The 18,362-nt window shown below is 48.5% G+C and carries 18 protein-coding genes; 7 read left to right on the forward strand and 11 right to left on the reverse strand.

The genetic code is table 11. The features are described from left to right. Positions 1-3: 3 nt before the first annotated feature. The 6 genes from C7B65_RS05460 to C7B65_RS05485 form a co-directional block, all read right to left on the reverse strand. Positions 4-1,230: a class I SAM-dependent methyltransferase gene (locus C7B65_RS05460; protein WP_073070574.1), complete on the reverse strand. Its 1,227-nt coding sequence runs from the start codon at positions 1,228-1,230 to the stop codon at positions 4-6. Between the two features lie 51 nt (positions 1,231-1,281). After that, a complete protein-coding gene (locus C7B65_RS05465) occupies positions 1,282-2,208 on the reverse strand; it encodes a phytanoyl-CoA dioxygenase family protein (RefSeq protein ID WP_073070575.1) in 927 nt (308 codons plus the stop codon). Between the two features lie 116 nt (positions 2,209-2,324). Next, on the reverse strand, positions 2,325-3,554 hold the full coding sequence (locus C7B65_RS05470) for a class I SAM-dependent methyltransferase (RefSeq protein ID WP_073070576.1): 1,230 nt from the start codon (positions 3,552-3,554) through the stop codon (positions 2,325-2,327). A 257-nt stretch (positions 3,555-3,811) separates the two neighbouring features. Continuing rightward, positions 3,812-4,861, reverse strand: a complete 1,050-nt coding sequence (locus C7B65_RS05475) for an NAD-dependent epimerase/dehydratase family protein (RefSeq protein ID WP_073070577.1) — start codon at positions 4,859-4,861, stop codon at positions 3,812-3,814. Beyond that, on the reverse strand, positions 4,785-5,639 hold the full coding sequence (rfbF, locus tag C7B65_RS05480) for a glucose-1-phosphate cytidylyltransferase (protein WP_073070578.1): 855 nt from the start codon (positions 5,637-5,639) through the stop codon (positions 4,785-4,787). The genes C7B65_RS05475 and rfbF overlap by 77 nt, the downstream gene beginning before the upstream one ends. A 186-nt stretch (positions 5,640-5,825) precedes the next feature. Then, positions 5,826-6,041, reverse strand: a complete 216-nt coding sequence (locus C7B65_RS05485) for a glycosyltransferase family protein (protein ID WP_073070579.1) — start codon at positions 6,039-6,041, stop codon at positions 5,826-5,828. A gap of 507 nt (positions 6,042-6,548) precedes the next feature. On the opposite strand from C7B65_RS05485, the gene C7B65_RS05490 reads away from it, so the two are divergent. From C7B65_RS05490 to puuE, 3 genes are all read left to right on the forward strand, one after another. Next, positions 6,549-6,812 carry a hypothetical protein gene (locus tag C7B65_RS05490; RefSeq protein ID WP_073070580.1) on the forward strand — a complete coding sequence of 88 codons (264 nt, stop codon included), beginning with the start codon at positions 6,549-6,551 and terminating at the stop codon, positions 6,810-6,812. A 256-nt stretch (positions 6,813-7,068) separates the two neighbouring features. Beyond that, a complete protein-coding gene (locus C7B65_RS05495) occupies positions 7,069-8,280 on the forward strand; it encodes a glycosyltransferase family 2 protein (protein ID WP_073070581.1) in 1,212 nt (403 codons plus the stop codon). After that, positions 8,280-9,194 carry an allantoinase PuuE gene (gene puuE / locus C7B65_RS05500; protein ID WP_073070582.1) on the forward strand — a complete coding sequence of 305 codons (915 nt, stop codon included), beginning with the start codon at positions 8,280-8,282 and terminating at the stop codon, positions 9,192-9,194. Before C7B65_RS05495 ends, puuE begins: the two co-directional genes overlap by 1 nt. A gap of 22 nt (positions 9,195-9,216) precedes the next feature. Here puuE and C7B65_RS05505 read toward each other — a convergent pair whose 3' ends face one another. Then, positions 9,217-9,981 carry an RDD family protein gene (locus C7B65_RS05505; RefSeq protein ID WP_073070583.1) on the reverse strand — a complete coding sequence of 255 codons (765 nt, stop codon included), beginning with the start codon at positions 9,979-9,981 and terminating at the stop codon, positions 9,217-9,219. 11 nt (positions 9,982-9,992) lie between these two features. After that, entirely contained in the window at positions 9,993-10,814 is an 822-nt protein-coding gene (locus C7B65_RS05510) for a DUF7847 domain-containing protein (protein ID WP_073070584.1), read from the reverse strand. 90 nt (positions 10,815-10,904) lie between these two features. Between C7B65_RS05510 and C7B65_RS05515 the strand changes: the two genes are divergently transcribed. Then, a complete protein-coding gene (locus C7B65_RS05515) occupies positions 10,905-11,879 on the forward strand; it encodes a stage II sporulation protein M (protein WP_073070585.1) in 975 nt (324 codons plus the stop codon). 36 nt (positions 11,880-11,915) lie between these two features. On the opposite strand, the gene C7B65_RS05520 is transcribed toward C7B65_RS05515, so the two are convergent. The 3 genes from C7B65_RS05520 to C7B65_RS05530 all read right to left on the reverse strand — a co-directional run bounded on the left by C7B65_RS05520 (position 11,916) and on the right by C7B65_RS05530 (position 15,624). Beyond that, positions 11,916-13,226: a DUF58 domain-containing protein gene (locus C7B65_RS05520; RefSeq protein WP_073070586.1), complete on the reverse strand. Its 1,311-nt coding sequence runs from the start codon at positions 13,224-13,226 to the stop codon at positions 11,916-11,918. A 4-nt stretch (positions 13,227-13,230) separates the two neighbouring features. Continuing rightward, positions 13,231-14,181: an AAA family ATPase gene (locus tag C7B65_RS05525; RefSeq protein ID WP_073070587.1), complete on the reverse strand. Its 951-nt coding sequence runs from the start codon at positions 14,179-14,181 to the stop codon at positions 13,231-13,233. Between the two features lie 399 nt (positions 14,182-14,580). After that, positions 14,581-15,624: a YihY/virulence factor BrkB family protein gene (locus tag C7B65_RS05530; protein ID WP_073070588.1), complete on the reverse strand. Its 1,044-nt coding sequence runs from the start codon at positions 15,622-15,624 to the stop codon at positions 14,581-14,583. A 310-nt stretch (positions 15,625-15,934) separates the two neighbouring features. On the opposite strand from C7B65_RS05530, the gene C7B65_RS05535 reads away from it, so the two are divergent. The 3 genes from C7B65_RS05535 to C7B65_RS05545 all read left to right on the forward strand — a co-directional run bounded on the left by C7B65_RS05535 (position 15,935) and on the right by C7B65_RS05545 (position 18,172). After that, a complete protein-coding gene (locus C7B65_RS05535; RefSeq protein WP_073070589.1) occupies positions 15,935-16,354 on the forward strand; it encodes a hypothetical protein in 420 nt (139 codons plus the stop codon). A 208-nt stretch (positions 16,355-16,562) separates the two neighbouring features. Next, the gene (locus tag C7B65_RS05540; RefSeq protein WP_073070590.1) at positions 16,563-17,609 is read left to right on the forward strand and encodes a YsnF/AvaK domain-containing protein; all 1,047 of its coding nucleotides are present in this window, start codon (positions 16,563-16,565) and stop codon (positions 17,607-17,609) included. A 98-nt stretch (positions 17,610-17,707) separates the two neighbouring features. Then, entirely contained in the window at positions 17,708-18,172 is a 465-nt protein-coding gene (locus C7B65_RS05545) for a BON domain-containing protein (protein WP_073070591.1), read from the forward strand. The last annotated feature ends 190 nt before the right edge of the window (positions 18,173-18,362 follow it).

Here is an 18,362-nt window from a genome sequence, read left to right on the forward strand (position 1 = left end):
GACTTAAATAGCCGTTACTTCTGTAGTAACGCCCATTTTCTCTAGCATTTGCTGAATTTCATCACAGTAAATTGCGTTCATGACAATTACCTGATCGGGTTGGTAATCTTTTAGTGATTCTGGAGATTTGATTTCTTGACCAATGCCCGGAATAAATCGACCGTGACGGTGAGGATTAATGTCTACCACACAGTCAATGAGATCTTTTGTTCCTAAAGTTGTTAGGAATGCGACACATTTCGATCCAGATCCCCAGACTGCAACGCGTTTACCTTGCGATCGCATCTCTTGTAAATGTTGTGTCCAATGAGCGAGTTTGTTGCCAATATTTGCGGTAAACGTTTCGACATCCCTGACGAGTTGCTCTAAACTCTCTTCGGCAGGGTGAATCTTGGTTGAAGGAGTCGCCACCGGACGGGCTTCGATCATCAGATATTGATCGCCATAGTCGAGATATAAATCATCGACTTCAAACCCAGAATTGCGGAACAGCCGCGCCAAAGACCCCGGCGTAAAGTAAGAACAGTGTTCGTAGTAGATATCTTCAAAGGCTTGCTCAGTCAGCACTCGTCCCATATCGGGAATTTCAAAGAAGACCGTTGTATCGAGGCGATCGCCAATCGATCTCCGCACGGTGCGAACCAACTCAGCCGTTTGGTGAATATGCTCAAGGGTGTGACGACAGCAAATAAAATCACCGACGCGATCGGCATACTTTTCTGAGTAGTAATCTTGAATAAAGCTGACGCGATCGGCCGCTTCACTCTGCACGCGTCCGACGATGGCGCTAGGGTCAATGCCCAACCCGCGATTGTTGCCCAATTCGCACAGCAAAATCAGAAAATCTCCCTTGCTACAGCCGATTTCAACCACGTTTTTATCGTGCAGATCAAACTTGTCGATCAGGCGACTTGCCAGCTTGTAAGCAAACGAGTTGAAGGTCGGTGAAAAGCTCTGCTGATCTTCATAAATCGGCGAGTAATCAGAATTGTTGGCATCAAACTCCACGTTGGTAATGAAGCCGCACTCAGGACAAAAGCCCAAAACCACATCTCCGCAAGGAAAGTCGATCGCTTCTTGTTGAGTCGGCATCATCAGACAACTGTGAACCGGAACGTTCCGCACTTCATAAAAAACAGAGAGTTCTGGATGTCCGCAGCTAGGGCAGGAATGCGCGATCGTGCGGGTTCCTGTAAGACTCGATTGTTTAATGACTGATGGTTGATTCATCGGGTGTCCTGAATTAAAGAGGGTAGATGATACGAACAATTCAAATGGCTTTTATCGAGTCGGGATCAATTCTGGCTGGAAAATCAGACCTTCGTCAACAGTTGTCTCGTCGTAGAGAGCCACAATTTCTTCGGGTAGACGAGACAGATCATTGCCGCGCATGAAGTCTCTAAGCGAGGTGCCCGTCGAGGCAGAGTCGATGTTTGGCGCACCGGACTTTGACACGACTTCATCTAAATGAACCGTTCTAAAGTCGATGCTATAGCGGCTCACCCCAGACGTGTTGGGAACGGTTGAGTGCATTTGTGCGCCAGAGAACAGCACAATCCCTCCTGGAGGGCAGACGACCCGCACTTGGGGATCTAGCTCGATCGTTTCAGTCGCGTGAGGTTGCTTTCGTGTATCAGCCTTGATTTGAGTGGCGGCGTTTTTGCGCCCATTTTTGTTCCACTCATAGTAGTTAAAACTGCTTGACTCATTCTGCACAGGCTGACTCCAATAGCGAGGGTGAAACGCCATTGAGCATTCTGTTTCGATGTCGTAGATGGGCAGCCACCAGTTTAGCTGACACATCGGGGCAGAATACCAGGTGTCACGATGGGGATGATGTGCATAGCCTACGCCACTCGTGAGATAGCCGTCAGACGTGACCATTCTCAGGCGGGGTACGTCGAGATAAGTCTTTTCTAAATCACAGGACAGGTCTTCTAAAATGTCTCGAATCAGATGCTTGGTTTGAGGATGGTGGATAAACTGGGGCTTTAGAGGAGCGACGATCGCGACATATTCTTCAACCGACATCTGATATTGCGCGGTTTTTGGGTCGAGGGGCGCAAATGCCTCTTCGATCATGTCGCGGGCAAGCTGGCGCAGTGCCAACGTGCTAGGGCGAGGTGAGAATACAAACAACTGTCCGCTATAGAGGCGTTCCCGTCTCACGGCATCACTAACTGGAGAATCAAAATAAACGGTGTGCATGATGAAAAGCTTCCTTTCCGGGTAGGTCTAAATCAACAATGGAGTCAGATGTAGGGGCATGGCATTGCCGTGCCCATTGACGTTGCAAGTAACCGATATTCTCTAATCCACGACCCTTAGACGATTTTAGGAGTCGGAATCGGGACGATAAATTGCCCACCCTGCTGACGATAGGCTGATTGCTGGCGCATAATTTCTTCTGAGAAGTTCCACGCCAAAATCAGAACATAGTCGGGCTGGTCTTCTAACAGTTTGGCAGGTGCAAAGATCGGCAGATGATTGCCGCCCATATAGCGACCTTGTTTGAACACATTGAGGTCAACCACATAATCGACCAGTTGACGATCGATGCCCACATAGCTCAATAGCGTGGTAGCTTTGGCAGCAGCCCCATAAGCAGCGATGCGCTTGCCCTGCCGTTTTAGATCGTGCAGAATTGCTAGCAAATCGTGCTTGATAGTATTCACTCGATCGGCAAAATCTTGATAATAGTCAAGCCGATCGACCTTACGATTTTGCTCCTCTTCAAGCAGAATCTTCACCGAATCGCGCACGGCTTCAACAGGCTCAACAAATAACCTCAGAGAACCGCCATGAATTGTTGTGCGCTTGACATCGTTGAGATACAGTCCGTGACGACGAAATAGCCGATCTAATGCAGTGATCGAGAAGTAGCAGAGGTGTTGGTGATAAATGGTGTCAAATTCACCGTGATCGACCAGATCGACCACATAGGGGGCTTCAATCACGGCAACGCCTGTCTCTTTGAGCAAGATGCCGATGCCTTCGACAAAACCATTGAGATCAGGGACGTGTGCCAACACATTGTTGGCAAGAAACACGTCTGCCGCTTTGCCTTCAGCTCGGAGTTGCTTCGCCAACTCAATGCCAAAGAATGTGTTTAGTGTTGGCACTCCTGCCTCTAAAGCCGCCTTTGCAGGGCCTTCAGCCGGGTCAATGCCCAAAACTGGAATGCCTGCCTCAACGAAGTTTTTGAGCATATAGCCATCGTTGCTCGCCGCTTCGATTACCAGACTATTAGCATCGAGATTGCGAGACTGGATCAGCGATCGGGCACTGCCCCCAAAATGCTCTAACAGCGCAGCAGACACCGACGAAAAGTAGGGATAGTCTCGACAAAACAAAATCTCTGGCGGCACCACTTCGGTAATCTGTGCCAGCGAACAGTTGGGGCAAACGGCTAAATCAAGCGGAGCCGTTATCTCTGGTTGCCCTAACTGCGCCTCAGTCACGAGAGCATCTGCTAAGGGAGTGTGCCCAAAATCGATAATGATTTCTAACTCTGGATTGCCACAAGACCGACACGCTGTTTTGGAAGTGCCCATATATGAAATCTCCTAAAACTTGAACTCGATCGACTGCATCAATTTGCACTGCGGAACATCTTCTCAAAACAAGGGGCTTAAGTCTCTTGTTTACTCTTTTCTAATAACGTGAGTTCGATGCGCTCTAGCAAACTGCCCTCCAACCCTCATTCTGGGAAATTTCAAAGTCCCCCAGAATGGGGGATTTAGGGGGCGCGATGGACTGGCAACGAAGTGGTCGAACTCACGTTAAGCTACATTCTGTCCAGTTGCCGCGCTTAGACCACCAGAGGAGTTAGCACAGCTTGCTGCCAACGTAGGTTTTGATCGAGCAATCCATCGCTGATCAAATATTTGATGTGAGCAATTCGCTTATAGCGTTCACCTTCAAACTCATCTAGCGTTAGTCCAACTTTCTTGTAGGTGTTATAGAGTTCTTCGGCTCCTTTTTTAGCCGTCCATTGGGGCTGAAATTCTGGCAGCGTTTTAGCAATTTTCTCGCAGTCAACGCGATAGCATCGCAGATCGGGGCCCGCATCTTCGGCATACTCAATTTCGCAGCCGGGAACCGTTGCCTTCACAATGTCTGCAATCTCGCTAATGCGATAATTTTCTTGGGTGCGTCCCACGTTAAACGACTCATTGTGAATCAATGCACGAGGCGCGTGCAGCACTGCCAAAAACGCGCGAGAAATGTCTTCAATGTGCACGATCGGTCGCCAAGGGGTGCCGTCACTCTTAATGTGAACTTTGCCTGTCGTGATCGCCCACGCAACCAAATTATTTAACACCAAATCAAATCGCAGCCGAGGAGACACGCCATAAGCCGTCGCACTTCGGAGGAACGTAGGGCTAAAACTGTCATCCGCCATCTTGGTGACATCCATCTCAGTCATCGCTTTAGAAGACCCGTAAGGAGTCACCGGATTGAACTCTGAAGTTTCATTAACGGGCGCATCTCCAGCAGCACCGTAATTGCTGCACGACGACGAGAAGATAAATCGCTCAACGCCGACTTGTTTAGCCAATTCTGCCAAGCGCACCGATGCTTTGTAATTGATGTCAAACGTCAAGCTAGGGTTTAAGTCTCCTAGTGGGTCGTTAGACAGACCTGCCAGGTGCAAAATTGCCTCAAATCCATTGATATCGGCGGCGACGACATCTCGAATGTCTTTCTGAATCGTAGGAATGGTAGGAAACCCGTCGCCAAATGTGCAGCGCTGATAGAGGTCTGTGTCGATGCCAACAACCTCATGTCCGGCTGCTAGCAGCATGGGTGTCATGACTGTTCCGATGTAGCCTCTGTGCCCCGTTAGTAAGACTCGCATTTTGTTGATCCTCCCAAATTTTCCAAGGTGCTTTGCCACTTTCCCAGAGGCTTTCCAAAAGTTTTTTCTCACGGATGGTGTCCATGCACTGCCAGAAGGAATTGTGCTTGTATGCCATCAGTTGCCCGTCTCTAGCGAGGCGCTCTAGCGGTTCTTTTTCCCAGTGGGTCATGTCACCGTCAATATAGTCGAAGATTTCTGGCTCTAAGACAAAAAACGCGCCGTTAATCCAGCCTTCGCCGATTTGGGGTTTCTCAGAAAACTCTGTAATCTGGTCGTCTTCGAGTTGCAGATGCCCAAACCGAGCCGGGGGGCGAACGGCAGTGAGGGTGGCAAGTTTGCCGTGCGATCGGTGAAACGCCAACAGATCATCGAGGTTGACATCTGACACGCCATCGCCCCAGGTGAGCATAAACGTCTCGTTGCCCACATAAGGTGCAAGGCGCTTGATGCGTCCACCAGTTTGGGTTTTGAGACCTGTATCCACTAGATCAATCATCCAGTCGGGTCTATAGCCCCCGTGCGTTTCGATCTCGCCAGACTTTAAGTTGACAGTCAAGTTACTGTTGAGCGAACAATAATCGACCATGTATTTTTTGATCACTTCGGCTTTGTAGCCCAGCGCGATCGAAAAGTCTTTAAAGCCGTAGGTGGAATAGTGCATCATGATGTGCCAGAGAATCGGGCGACCGCCGATCTCGACCATCGGTTTGGGTTTAGCTTCGGTTTCTTCAGCCAAACGTGAACCGAGTCCGCCAGCCAAAATTGCGACTTTCATAAGGTTCCTTAAAGAGTTTCTTCTTGGGCTTTAAAGTTTGACCTGGCTCCAGGGTGAAGCGGTCAAGATCAACGCGGTCGTGATCATACTATTTTTAGACAACCGGGTGCTGTGCTACGAGCGCTACTTCTAACTAGATCGAAGCAGCGAGGGTGGTCATTTAAGGGGACACTGGGTACTCGATCGTCACGAACTTCGCAGCCGCGATTGAGCTATGACGGGAACGTGCGATCTTCCCGCCCACAGTCTCGTGGGACGATCGGTCAAAGTGTTGTCAAAAATAACGCCTTCAAAAGGGCTGAAAGGCTGAGCCAAAAAAACTAAATTTAGGGCTGTTTCTAGATAGCCTTCGCTGTTGTAAACAGGAATGCCAGTATTTATACGAACCGTAGAATCTGTCATCTGAGATACTTGTTTGTGGTGAAGATGCAATCTTAAACAAAACTGTTTGTGGGGAATCTAGGGAGGTTCCAACAGCCAAACATAAAACCAGCACTGAATTAGCACTGAATTTTTTTAGACCAGCTCGTGCTGTATTACTTAATTAGCAAACCGAGGTAAATAAAGCCAATATTTCTACGGAGTCTTTACTGAAAAAACATATTTTTGCCTGGGGAATGCCTCTTTCCCTCCGTAATAACTCTCTAACTCAGTATTAACCCGTAGCTTTTTATACAAAAAAGGACTGACATAAGTGCGATCGTTATTAGGCCAGGGTCTAATGTAGTTCTGCTTTGGGACCAATTATCTGCTTCGAGATGAATTAACTAAGTCAGATTAAATACAAAAACATCTAATAAACGCAATCTTCAATATAAAGATTCGGTAAAGGAAACGGGAAATCGTATTCCTTTAGAAGGTTTTATTTCTACTCTTATGAACAGAAGATTTAAGACACTTTGTCGTCCGATGTCATCTAAAAATGCGCTCTATTCTTTGTATAGAGATCTACCAAAACTGGGCAACAGAGCGGATTTAGACGAACAATTTTCAGAGAGAATTTATGCGGTTATCAGAGAGCGACGCATCTGCTTATCGGCAAACAAAATCAGGGCATTAAGTAGCGCAAGACTCCTTTATTATGGTCGAGAAGTTTTAATGTTTGATGAAGCAACGATCGCTTTAGTTAATGAAAGAAGTTTAATCAGCGATTCTGCACAAACCTCAGGCTAGAGTAAGACAATTCACATTACTGTCCATTATCAACTCGACTCAGGGCAAATTGCTAAACCAGAGAGTTATCAGGAGGTTGCGCTAAAATGATCGGTCGTTTACTTACTCCGTGCCACTCGATCAACCCTCGTGTGAATCTGCCAAATGCAAAGTTTTGACTAGATTTTAAGTTCATCTCTAGCCCGATTTTCGGTTGTCTGACCTCTACTCACGCAAACTTCAGTTCCGTCGTTGCTGTTCAGCCAAAGAGAGTTTCATGGATTTGCCTGCAATTTCTATCGTTATTCCCACGCTCAATCGAGGCGAGTTTCTCCAGTCCACGTTGAGTTCTCTTCAGAGTCAAACCTTTGATGACTGGGAGGCTTGGGTCGTTGACGACGGCTCGACTGATGACACTTGCGATCGCGTCTCGCAGATCATCAAGCTTGACCCTCGCATTCACTATATCCGCCGCACAGAGGGAAAAGCAGGTGCCCCCGTGTGCCGCAATTTGGGAACTCAGCTTGCCAAAGGCAAATATATTATTTATCTAGATTCTGATGATTATTTGGCAGTCACGGCTTTAGAAAAGCGCTTTGAGTGCATGGAGGCACATCCCGATCTTGATTTTGGCGTGTTTCCCTGCATTCTCTTTAAGCAGCAGACGAATGACATGAAGGTGTTGCTCAATATCGAAAGTGATGTAAACGACCTCGATCGCTTCCTTGATTTTGATGCGCCCTGGCAAACCATGTGCCCGACTTGGCGACGTGAGTCGTTGATCAAATTAGGGCTGTGGGACGAAGATTTGCGGGTGTTTCAAGACATCGAACTGCATTTTCGAGCAGTGGCGCAGGGCTTAAACTATCGTCGTTTTGACTACCCAGATTGTTTTTGGCGCGTGTTGCACGATGATCGACTCAGCAAGAGTGCGCTCTCAACCTCTCGGCTCACCTCTCATTCTCATTTTTTTGAGGTCACGATCGCAACGCTTAAAGAAAAAGGACTGCTCACCTCTGAACGTCGTGCAATGTTAGGAGGGCTATATTTCTTCTACACCGATTATTGGTCTTATTGCGGGGATCGTGCTGCTGCCCATACGTTTTGGGCTGAGTGTTACGATCGCCACTTAATTAACGCCACTGTTCATCGTATGGGAGCTTTCTACGCAACCCTTTCTAGCACCACACAATTGCCTTTTGCCCTCCGCAGAGTTTTACGTCGCTTGCTGCGAACCGTGTTTAAGCTGACCTGGCACCCTAAACTCTTGGTCAAAACCTCTAAGACCTGTCGCTCTGTGCCCATTGAGGCAGATCGAATTCCGGTGGTGAAGCTGCGATCGCCTAGCCCGATCAAGGGCGATCGCAGCGTTGCAGAAGACCGTATAGTTGAGTTGGGCGCTCAAAGCCGCGCAGATTCCGATTCAGCCGAGAACACCGTCTGCATAGGGTTGAAAGCAAACCTCTATTCATTCAACAACAGCGACTGATGCCAATAAACTATCCACGAGACCTGATTGGGTATGGGCGCACGACTCCTGAACCAAACTGGGAAAATCAGGCGCGGGTGGCGGTGCAGTTTGTGATCAACTACGAAGAGGGCGGCGAAACCTGCATTTTGCACGGTGATCAATCGTCTGAGACGTTTCTTTCAGAAATTGTGGGAGCCGTTCCGCTCAATGGGCTGCGCCACATGAATATGGAATCTTGCTATGAGTATGGCAGTCGATCGGGCTTTTGGCGCTTGCACCGATTGTTTACTCAACGAGGAATTCCGGTGACTGTGTATGGCGTGGCAATGGCGTTAGAGCGCAATCCTGATGCGGTAGCTGCCATGCTGGAAGCGAACTGGGAAATTGCCAGTCATGGCTATCGCTGGATTGACTATAAATATTTTGGAGAAGACGCAGAACGAGCGCATTTGCACCAAGCGATCGAGGTTCACACGCGGGTAACGGGCGATCGTCCGTTAGGTTGTTATATTGGGCGCACTAGCCCCATAAGTCGTAAGTTAATTGTCGAAGAAGGTGGATTTCTCTACGATTCTGATAGTTATTCAGATGATTTACCTTACTGGGTTCATGACTATGGCAAACCTCATTTAGTGATTCCCTACACGCTAGACAATAACGATATGAGGTTTGCGACTAATCAAGGGTTTAACTCTGGGGATCAGTTTTTTGCCTACTTGCGTGATGCCTTTGATGTGCTGTATGCAGAAGGCGAAACTGCACCCAAAATGATGAGTGTAGGATTGCATTGCCGATTGGTAGGGCGACCCGGACGGGCAGCCGCTTTGTCACGGTTTCTTGATTATGTGCAGCAACACGATCGAGTATGGCTTTGTCGTCGAATTGATATTGCTAAACATTGGCATCAACATCACAAACCCCAATCCGAATAGAAGGGCTAAAAACAGAAGAGGTTTATTGTTGTTGATAAGCCAGATATACCGCTTCTAAAAATAGATCTGGAGTCATTTGAAACGGTAAATCTTGTAGCCCGATTATCTGTCTTGTCTGACGCGCTAACTGCAAACTTAACTCTGATCGAGCTTTTGTTTCCATCAGCGATCGGCGCTGCAAATATTCTCGAATCACCGCAAAATCATCGGGCAGTAGCTGACTGATTTCAGCCGTGGCTAAAAGCTCGGTTGCTAAAGGCGTTGCCTGCTGTGATGTTTGAAATGTTGCAGCCACTATAGGGCGATCATTTTGAACGACAAGCGTTCCGGCAACCCAATCACCTAAGCGCTTTTCTCGTTTGCCCAAAATGATCAACAACATCCCGATCGAGAGAAAGTCATCGATTGGGCGCAGCAGCGATCGCAACAGGGCTTGTGAAAGTCCAGCAGGTTGTCCATCTTCTCGAATCACCCGAACTTTAGCATAGCGCTTGCCGGGAGTTTGCCCTTGCCAGAGCGTTTCAAAGAATACGAAATAGCCTACATACATCGCAAAGGCGATCACCATCGAAATTGCCGTCAGCCAAAGTTCTAAGTTTTTAGACTGGATGTATCTAGGCAGTTGACTCGCTAGAATGCCCCACACCACTAAGAACACAAATAGAATGCATCCCCAAATGACATAATCAACCAGCAGCGCCAACGCGCGATTACCAATTCCTGCCAGCGTAAATTCTAGCTCGACGCTTTCAGGCGTTTGAACTTTGATTTTATTGAAAAAGCGCATAGGTGATGAGATTAACGATCGCGTAACTGTAAGCCTAACCCTTCTCGACGAGCGCGCAAATCATAATAAACGACGGCTTTGATCACCTGCCAATAGGGCATAACTAACGCAGTCAGCAAAATTCTGACGACCAGATCAACTAATTGAATCAGAAGCAGCACACCAGACGATGGATCATTGATCGATAGGAAAGAGACGGTGCCAGAGAGCGCGATCGCAGGCAAATAAACCAGCAGCGTGATCAAAAATGCGACCACAAGAATCCATTGAAGTCGCCCAACGGCTCCCTTCGTCAGGCTCCAACTGCGGCTGATCGACGTGGTGCTGTCGATGTTGTCTTCGATCGCCATCGGGAGATCATAAATGAACAGCCGAGAACCAAATCGAATCAGGATAATGATTGATGCAATGAAGGCGACAATGCCTAAAATCACAGATAGCGGTGCCAAAGGTGGACTCGTAGACGCAGCAACCGCACCAACGCCAACGATGATCGAAAATCCGATGCCAAATCCGAAAAACAAGCCGACAAAAATCAGACTCACTAACAGGCTGGTGACAAAAAATTGCCAGAGGCGAGGGCTAGTGTGTCTGCGGGCATCGGTTACGGTTTCGGGTTGGTCAACCAGCTCACTGTAGGCAAGCCGAGCGATCGCGCCCGCAATTTCAGTAGACTTTGCCCACCCGTAGACCGGAACAATACTCCACAGAGCGGCTCTCAGCGATAGCGTAAGATACTGCTGAAGATGAGAACGATAAATTCGCACACCAGCGCTGACAACATTGCCAACACTGAGAGGGCCGAGCGGACTGGCGGGGCTAAGATTTGACATAATGAATAGTTGCCATTGGCATCCTACTAAAGGATGACTATAGAGTTGACGCTATCTTAGGCGACCTAACACCGAGTGTCCGAAAATTTTATGAATGTTAAACGTTGGATTGCCAGACGAGAACCCGATTGGCAGCAGTTAGACGCATTGCTGACTCAGATGGAAAAGCGGGGACTGCGATCGCTGCAAACTGATGAAATCAGAAAATTAGCCAGCTTATATCGCTCTGTCTCGGCAGATCTGGCGCGAGCGAAAACCCATCAGGCGGCGATCGGCAACACGTTGGTGCATGATTTACAGCAGTTGACGGCGCGCGGCTATAGTCAGGTTTATCAGGGTTCGCGACGGCAAGAATGGCGATCGGTGCTTGACTTTTATCGCTGGGGCTTTCCGGCGGTGGTGCAGCAGACTTGGGTCTATATCGCGATCTCGACCGGGTTGTTTTTGCTGGGCGGCTTGATTGGCTGGTGGTTTGCTTGGCGCGATCCGTCGTTTATGGCGCTGATTGTGCCCGAATCAATGATTCGCCTGGTGCGCGACGATCACAAACTTTGGATGGGTTCCATTTTAGGAACTGAACCGATCGCATCGAGTCAAATTATGATCAACAATTTGGCGGTTTCGTTTCGGGCGATCGCGGGCGGCATGACACTGGGAATTGTGACGGTGCTGCTGTTGTTTTTTAATGGATTGATGATTGGCACGATCGGGACTTTAGTCGGTCAAAATAATCTGGCGTTTCCATTCTGGGCGTTTGTGTTTCCGCACGGGTCTTTAGAACTTCCTGCCATTTTTCTAGCGGGTGCTGCGGGGTTGTTAATTGCTAGAGGAATTCTTTTACCCGGAAAGTTTCGTCGTGCCGATGCGCTGAGATTTTATGGATTACAAGCCGCGCAGTTAGTCTATGGAATTGTGCCCATGTTGGTGATTGCAGGTGCGATCGAGGGCTTTTTCTCACCTAGTCCAGCCGTGCCCGAATTACTCAAATACATCGTCGGAATCGTACTGTTTAGTTTGCTGATCCTGTATTGCAGCCTGAAACGTCCCGGTGAAAAACTTAACTGAAGCGTTGTTCAACCAGTGATTTGAACCGTCGAATCTTTAGAGTTGATTTTTGGCTTTGAGTTGCAGATAGCGATCGACGAGTTGTTCTGTGATTTGGTTAGCAGGCGCATCGAGCACTAACACGCCTTTTCGCTTCAGGTCGGCAAATGCAACTTGACGTTGAGCTAACAAATCTAGAGCGACTGCACGAGCATAAGTAGACGGCACATCTTCGGTTACAGCATTGGCTTGTCGATCGACTTGTGGGTCACGCAGCGTCACACAAAACGGTAAATAGCGAGGCGTTAACCGTCCGAGTGCTGCCAACAATTCAGCCGATGCAGTGATGTCTACGATATCGGTAATGAGAACAACTAACGCACGGCGAGTTTGTTGATTGGCTAACGCAGTGACTGCACCTAAATAATCTGGTTCTATAATCTCTGGCTGAATGGGAGTCAGACGCTCAATTAAATGCGTTAGATGTGACTGACCCCGCTCAGGCGGAATCCAGGTGTGAAGTTGACGATCGAACACGCCAACCCCAACCCGATCGCCGCGATGCAATCCTGCTAATGCGAGTGAAAGCGTTGCGTTTAAGCCCCAATCGAATCGAGACAGTCCTTTGACATTAGCGGTCATCAAGCGACCCCGATCGAGCAAAATAATCAACGTTTGCTCTTGTTCTGGTTCTAGCACTCGCACTAAAGGCTGTCCGCGTCGCGCCGTCGCTTTCCAGTCAATAAAGCGGGGATCGTCACCAATGCCATAGTCGCGCAGTTCGGCAAACTCGGTGCCGATGCCTAACCGTCTGGCGCGTCGAATCGAACCCGCCGATTGCAGAGTCAGCCGAATCGAGAGCGATCGTAACCCAATCAGATCGGGATACACGGCAACTTTTTGGACTTGAGGAATCTTCCAATCGTGCCAACCCAACCGCCAAGGACTCAGTTGCCGCACCTGAATCGCGCCCCACAGATATTCGCCGCGCAGGGTCGGATGCACCGTGTAAAGCAAGTCTTGTGTACTATTGCTGGGCAACTTCGCTGCGAGAGGCATCTGCGACACCCCAAACTCGATCGGATAATTGTCATAAATTTGCACCTCGGCGGCTTGCCCAGTTTCAACCGATAGGCTGACTGCGTTATCCCGTCCGATTGACAGTCGCGATAGTGCAGACCGCTCAACTCGAACGCGGCTGACGCGGCGACTGTCCCAAATTGCTAATCCGAGAATTAACCCATTCCAAATCAGGAGCGCAGTTAGCCATGCAGCCACGCGAGTCTGAGCATCCCAAACTGTTGCGATAAGGGCGGCGATCGCCACTCCAAAAATTAACAGTCCGTAAGTCCGGCGAGCAGGAATCATGGCGCTATCTAGGAACGGGAACTTGAGTCAGAACAGAGGCAATCACAGCATCGACGTTGACCCCATCGAGTTGAGCTTCGGGGCGAAGAATTAACCGATGACGTAATAGCGGTGGAGCAATCGCTTTGATATCGTCAGGCGTGACAAATTTGCGTCCTGACAGCCAGGCTTGAGCTTTGCTGGCTTGAAGCCAACTGACTGCCGAGCGTGGTGAAGCTCCCAACACTAAATCAGGATGCTGCCGAGTTTTTTGCACCACCCCTAACAAATAATCCAACACCGCTTCTTGAACCGCGATCGCGCTCACTTCTTGTCGAGCTTGCAGGATTTGCGGCACGGTTGCCACAGGCTTGAGCTTTGCTAAATCTAATCGCTTTGCTCGAAAGCCTGCCTCACTGTTAAGCAGCATTCGCTTTTCGGCGGCAGCATCGGGGTAGGGAACGATCAGTTTGAACAAGAAGCGATCGAGTTGCGCTTCTGGCAAGGGATAAGTGCCCTCAAACTCTAGAGAATTCTGCGTTGCAATCACCCAAAACAACTCTGAAAGCGGCAGACTTTCACCGTCTAACGTGACTTGCTGTTCTTCCATCGCTTCTAGTAGCGCAGATTGCGTTTTAGGAGGTGTGCGATTGATCTCATCTGCCAACAAGATTTGAGTAAAAATCGGCCCCTTTTTAAGGGTGAAGTCACGTGTGTTGAGGTCAAAAATGTTCGTCCCTAAAATATCAGACGGCAGAATGTCAGGCGTGAGTTGAACCCGTCGAAAATCTGCCTCGATCAACCGTGCCATCACCTTCACTAGCAGCGTTTTGCCAGTTCCCGGTACGCCTTCTAAGATGACATGTCCCCCCGTCAGCAGCGCGATCGTGAGTTGTTGCACGATCGTGGTTTGCCCCACTACGACTTGATCGAGTGCTTGTCTAAGGCGAGTAAACATGGCGTAGAGATCTGACATAGATTAAAGGGTGAAGGTGAAGTGTAGATAGGTTTAGGATCGACAAACAGCACACCCATCTTACGGGCTGATTTGCAAATTGGGGTAATCGATCGCGAAAACCCTGCTATTGCACGGCTAATTTGACCCATAGCGATCGTTATCTTCCATCTGCAAACTTAGCTTAGATCTTGCACCTGTGGCATCTAGACGATGAGAACCCGTGGTTCATGGCATTCTCCCACCCTGAACTAAAGTTCGGGCTAATGGCAGCAAGTCCGTTAAAACGGACTAAACGCGAGTCCCCGCCAGTTCTTCAGTCCGTTTCAACAGACTTTCCCCTCGTTAGCTCGAACTTCAGTTCAGGGCGGGTCAGCGGACTGACTCAGAAGGCTGCAAGATTTCAGTTAGAGTAGTAACCTACCTAACCCGTCTCCGTTTTCGCTGGGGTTCTCTACGCAGCATGCCTGCGATCGTCATCACAGAGCCGAGTAACCCAAGGGCATATTGCGTGTAGGGAGTTCGACGCGCTTTAATTGCGGATTGCTTGATGTGAGAGGGCTTGTCCGGTGAGTTGTCTGACTGCTTCGGAACGCGGACGGCGTGCTTAGATGGCTCGATCGGTAACCCTCGATATTTAGAGTAAACCTGTGTGAACTCTGCGCCAAACAGCAAAATTTGAGCCGAATAAAACACCCAAATCAGCAACACGACTAACGATCCAGCCGCTCCATAAGCAGAACCAACACTGCCGTTGCCGAGATAAAGCCCCAGCAGAAACTTACCCAAGTTAAATAATAATGCGGTTACACCAGAGCCAACCCAGAGATTTTTCCAGGGAATATCAACGTCTGGCAGAAACTTGTAAATCGATGCAATCAAAACTGTAATAACGCCAAATGAAATAATAAAATTAACAGTCTGACCCACAATCACAAAACCTGGAACTAAGTTTCCAAAGTAACTTGAGATTGCTGCCAAAACTGCCGATAACACTAAAGAGACTAACAATAAAAATCCAATCACCAACACCATCGCAAACGACAAAAATCGAGATTGCAGAAAGCTTTTGATCCCGTTTCCAGGCTTTGGCTTAACCTCCCAAATAGTGTTGAGGGCAACTTGCAGTTGACCAAACACACCCGAAGCGCCAAATAAGAGAATGACAACTCCAGTAATGGTAGCGATCGTGCTGCCTGACCCCGGTCGGTTCGCATTCTGAATCATTGCTTGAATGGCTGCTGCACCCTCTTTGCCCACTAAGCCTTGAATCTGTCCGATAATTTCCCCTCGTGCTGCTTCTTCTCCAAAAAAGAACCCAGCGATGGCGATCGCAATCAACAACAGAGGAGCTAGAGAGAACACCGTATAGTATGCGAGTGCGGCGGCTAGAAGCGGTACCTTGTCTTCATTCCATTCAGTTGCAGTGTCTTTAATCAGCTTGAAACCGTCCTGTAGTCGCATATTCTAGGTTCCTAATACAAAAAATATTTTTAGACTGAGTAGGAAGCGAGTCAACTGTCAAAATCTACAGGAAACGTCAGTAGGTTTACCCCTACCGTTAGAAGTAATTTATACGAAATATTGATAAGCCCTGACATGATTCGGTAATTGCCCTATGAGAGGCAGAATTCGGGAGAGTGATATTTCTAAAGGTAGAGGGAACTGAACGTATTGTGAATTAATCCATTCCTCAAGATAGTGTAACTGACACTACTAAAACCGTAATCTAGGCATCGAAGTTACAAACTAGCTTTAATGAGGAACTAACAGTATGTCTAATTTAGAAAACAACCCAAAGAGAAACGTAACGACTGATAGCGCCGATCGCGTTGAAGAAGACAGCTACGATGCTCATATTATTCCAGCCGAAACAGCAGCGCGTCGAGAGCGAGAAGGCAATCTCTTTAAGACTCACCCCACCGAAGAACGCGAGGCAAGCGCTTCTACAGACGATCAAACCGACAATCAAAGCATTCACACGACTGACGGCTACACGGTTGATAAAGAAGGGCTGCTCAACAACTACGCAGTCGAGCCAGAAATGTATTATGAAGAGCCAGGTGACGCACGAGCACAGGCTGAACAAGACAAAGCAGCTCGTGCCGAAGAACTGAAGGAAGTCAATCAAAACAGTCAAGGCGATCTAACCGAAGAAGGCGATCAGCGCGGTCGAGGAACAGGCGTTGTTTAACGTCTAACGCTGAAGATTTTACGGGTTTTCTGTAGAGGCACTTTTAGAGAGGTCTCTACAGAACCCAAGGGTGCAATTTACAAGCGTAGATTTAGCATTCCTACAGCTATTCCTCTAGTCTAATGACGATCGCATTCCAAAATTTTTACATTGTAGTTGGCCGTATCAATCGTCACTCCATCATTGAGTTTATAAGGAAGGAACAAAAATGGTTTTAAGAACTCATCACCGAGCAGTCGGAACGTTTCCGACTCGCCAAGCGGCAGAGCAAGCGCTCCATGATTTAAGAGCTAGCGGATTTTCGATGGATCGCGTTTCTGTGGTTGCTAAAGATGCCGGAGACGCTGGCAATTTAAGCGGCGCAGAAACCAGTCGTGGCATTGGCAACAAAGCTGATGAAGGGGCAAAAGCAGGGGCGGCTACTGGGGGTGTTTTGGGAGGAATTGCAGGTTTGCTAACGGGCTTAGGTCTGCTGGCAATTCCTGGTATTGGCCCTATTATGCTAGCAGGCGCGACCGGAACGGCTCTCGTGACAGCACTTTCTGGCGGCGCGATCGGAGCGTTAGCTGGTGGGTTAGGTGGTGCGCTGATCGGGTTGGGCATTCCTGAAGAGCGGGCAAAAGTCTACAACGATCGCGTTTCTAGAGGTGAATATTTGGTGATGGTCGAAGGCGATAACGCTGAAATCGCTCGTGCTGAAACCGTTCTTCACCGAGGCGGCATTCAAAATTGGGGCATTTATGATGCTCCCGATGCTGTCGAGTCTGACACTCGCATCGACACGCGGGCAGGAGTTGCGACTCCGATGGCTGATGTTGCCCAGGATCGGATCAACACGACCGATCAAGAGTCAGTCAAGCTCTATGAAGAACGGCTGATCGCGGACAAAGATCGGGTCAAAACTGGCGAAGTCTCGATCGGAAAACACACCGAAACTGAAACAGCACGAGTTTCCGTACCGATCGAGCGAGAGCGGGTGGTGATTGAGCGAGTCACCCCAACCGATGCAGGTGCAACCATCTCTCCTGAAGATGCCCATTTTGGCGGAGAGACGATGCGAGTTGAGGTCTATGAAGAGACTGCCGATGTCCACAAAGAAGCCTTTGTGCGGGAAGAAGTCAGCCTTCGCAAAGAGGTCGATCGAGAAGTCGTCGAAGTGAATGAAACACTGCGTCGCGAAGAACTCACTGTCGATACAGAGGGTCATCCCAATATGGATGCGACTCAAAATCGTGAAGGGCGCGATCGCATCTAGATAAGCGACAGATTGCTATAAGGGCATGGCATTGCTGTGCCCCTACTAGTGATCATCATTTTTCAAATGGATTGTTTAGTTTCAAAAGCAATAAAACGATGAACAAAATAACTTTACTGATACTCAGCAGCCTCTTGATGTTGGGCAGCGTTGCTTGTAGCGATGCTTCAAAAACGTCTAGTAGTGCACCCGATACTACGGCTAAAGCTGGCGATAGTTTAGACAAATCTACTGCCCAATCCAATCAAGCCGATGCCACCAATGAGACTCGCAGAAAACAGCTTGACTCTAACATTCGGGCTAACGAGCAGCGAAATAGCGCCACCAACGATGGCAGTGCTAACAGAAGCGATGCCCAAATTAAAAGCGAGGTTAGCTCAAAGCTTGAAGCCAACCTACCTGCGAGTCAGTTAGCGATCGACGCTAAAGACGGCGTGGTTACCGTCTCTGGAACGGTGGTTGCTCAAGATCAACTGGCTAAGATTGATAAGCTTTCCAGAGAGATCAAAGGCGTTCGCGACGTGCAAGTTAAAGCAACGCTCAAGCCTTCCGCTAAACCATAAGTGGTTAAATCGGCATTGCTGAATAGTGATAAAAACTGCCTCCCTGCCCTAATTTTAGGGAGAACCGGAATCTCAAAGTTTCCCAGAACTGGGGTGTCTAGGAGACAAGAGACGTTCCAGCCTTGACAGATTAGACTCATATTCAGCAACGCCAAACTATTTGTATAAAATTAAGCTTTTTGTCACAAAG

It is taken from the genome of Phormidesmis priestleyi ULC007 (assembly GCF_003003695.1).
GTDB classification, from domain to species: domain Bacteria; phylum Cyanobacteriota; class Cyanobacteriia; order Leptolyngbyales; family Leptolyngbyaceae; genus Phormidesmis_A; species Phormidesmis_A priestleyi_A.

Excerpts from the sequence above, each read along its gene's own strand:
- C7B65_RS05460 (WP_073070574.1), bottom strand. The coding sequence starts at position 1,230 with ATGAATCAACCATCAGTCATTAAACAATCGAGTCTTACAGGAACCCGC.
- C7B65_RS05465 (WP_073070575.1), bottom strand. The coding sequence starts at position 2,208 with ATGCACACCGTTTATTTTGATTCTCCAGTTAGTGATGCCGTGAGACGG.
- C7B65_RS05470 (WP_073070576.1), bottom strand. The coding sequence starts at position 3,554 with ATGGGCACTTCCAAAACAGCGTGTCGGTCTTGTGGCAATCCAGAGTTA.
- C7B65_RS05475 (WP_073070577.1), bottom strand. The coding sequence starts at position 4,861 with ATGCGAGTCTTACTAACGGGGCACAGAGGCTACATCGGAACAGTCATG.
- rfbF (WP_073070578.1), bottom strand. The coding sequence starts at position 5,639 with ATGAAAGTCGCAATTTTGGCTGGCGGACTCGGTTCACGTTTGGCTGAA.
- C7B65_RS05485 (WP_073070579.1), bottom strand. The coding sequence starts at position 6,041 with ATGACAGATTCTACGGTTCGTATAAATACTGGCATTCCTGTTTACAAC.
- C7B65_RS05490 (WP_073070580.1), top strand. The coding sequence starts at position 6,549 with ATGTCATCTAAAAATGCGCTCTATTCTTTGTATAGAGATCTACCAAAA.
- C7B65_RS05495 (WP_073070581.1), top strand. The coding sequence starts at position 7,069 with ATGGATTTGCCTGCAATTTCTATCGTTATTCCCACGCTCAATCGAGGC.
- puuE (WP_073070582.1), top strand. The coding sequence starts at position 8,280 with ATGCCAATAAACTATCCACGAGACCTGATTGGGTATGGGCGCACGACT.
- C7B65_RS05505 (WP_073070583.1), bottom strand. The coding sequence starts at position 9,981 with ATGCGCTTTTTCAATAAAATCAAAGTTCAAACGCCTGAAAGCGTCGAG.
- C7B65_RS05510 (WP_073070584.1), bottom strand. The coding sequence starts at position 10,814 with ATGTCAAATCTTAGCCCCGCCAGTCCGCTCGGCCCTCTCAGTGTTGGC.
- C7B65_RS05515 (WP_073070585.1), top strand. The coding sequence starts at position 10,905 with ATGAATGTTAAACGTTGGATTGCCAGACGAGAACCCGATTGGCAGCAG.
- C7B65_RS05520 (WP_073070586.1), bottom strand. The coding sequence starts at position 13,226 with ATGATTCCTGCTCGCCGGACTTACGGACTGTTAATTTTTGGAGTGGCG.
- C7B65_RS05525 (WP_073070587.1), bottom strand. The coding sequence starts at position 14,181 with ATGTCAGATCTCTACGCCATGTTTACTCGCCTTAGACAAGCACTCGAT.
- C7B65_RS05530 (WP_073070588.1), bottom strand. The coding sequence starts at position 15,624 with ATGCGACTACAGGACGGTTTCAAGCTGATTAAAGACACTGCAACTGAA.
- C7B65_RS05535 (WP_073070589.1), top strand. The coding sequence starts at position 15,935 with ATGTCTAATTTAGAAAACAACCCAAAGAGAAACGTAACGACTGATAGC.
- C7B65_RS05540 (WP_073070590.1), top strand. The coding sequence starts at position 16,563 with ATGGTTTTAAGAACTCATCACCGAGCAGTCGGAACGTTTCCGACTCGC.
- C7B65_RS05545 (WP_073070591.1), top strand. The coding sequence starts at position 17,708 with ATGAACAAAATAACTTTACTGATACTCAGCAGCCTCTTGATGTTGGGC.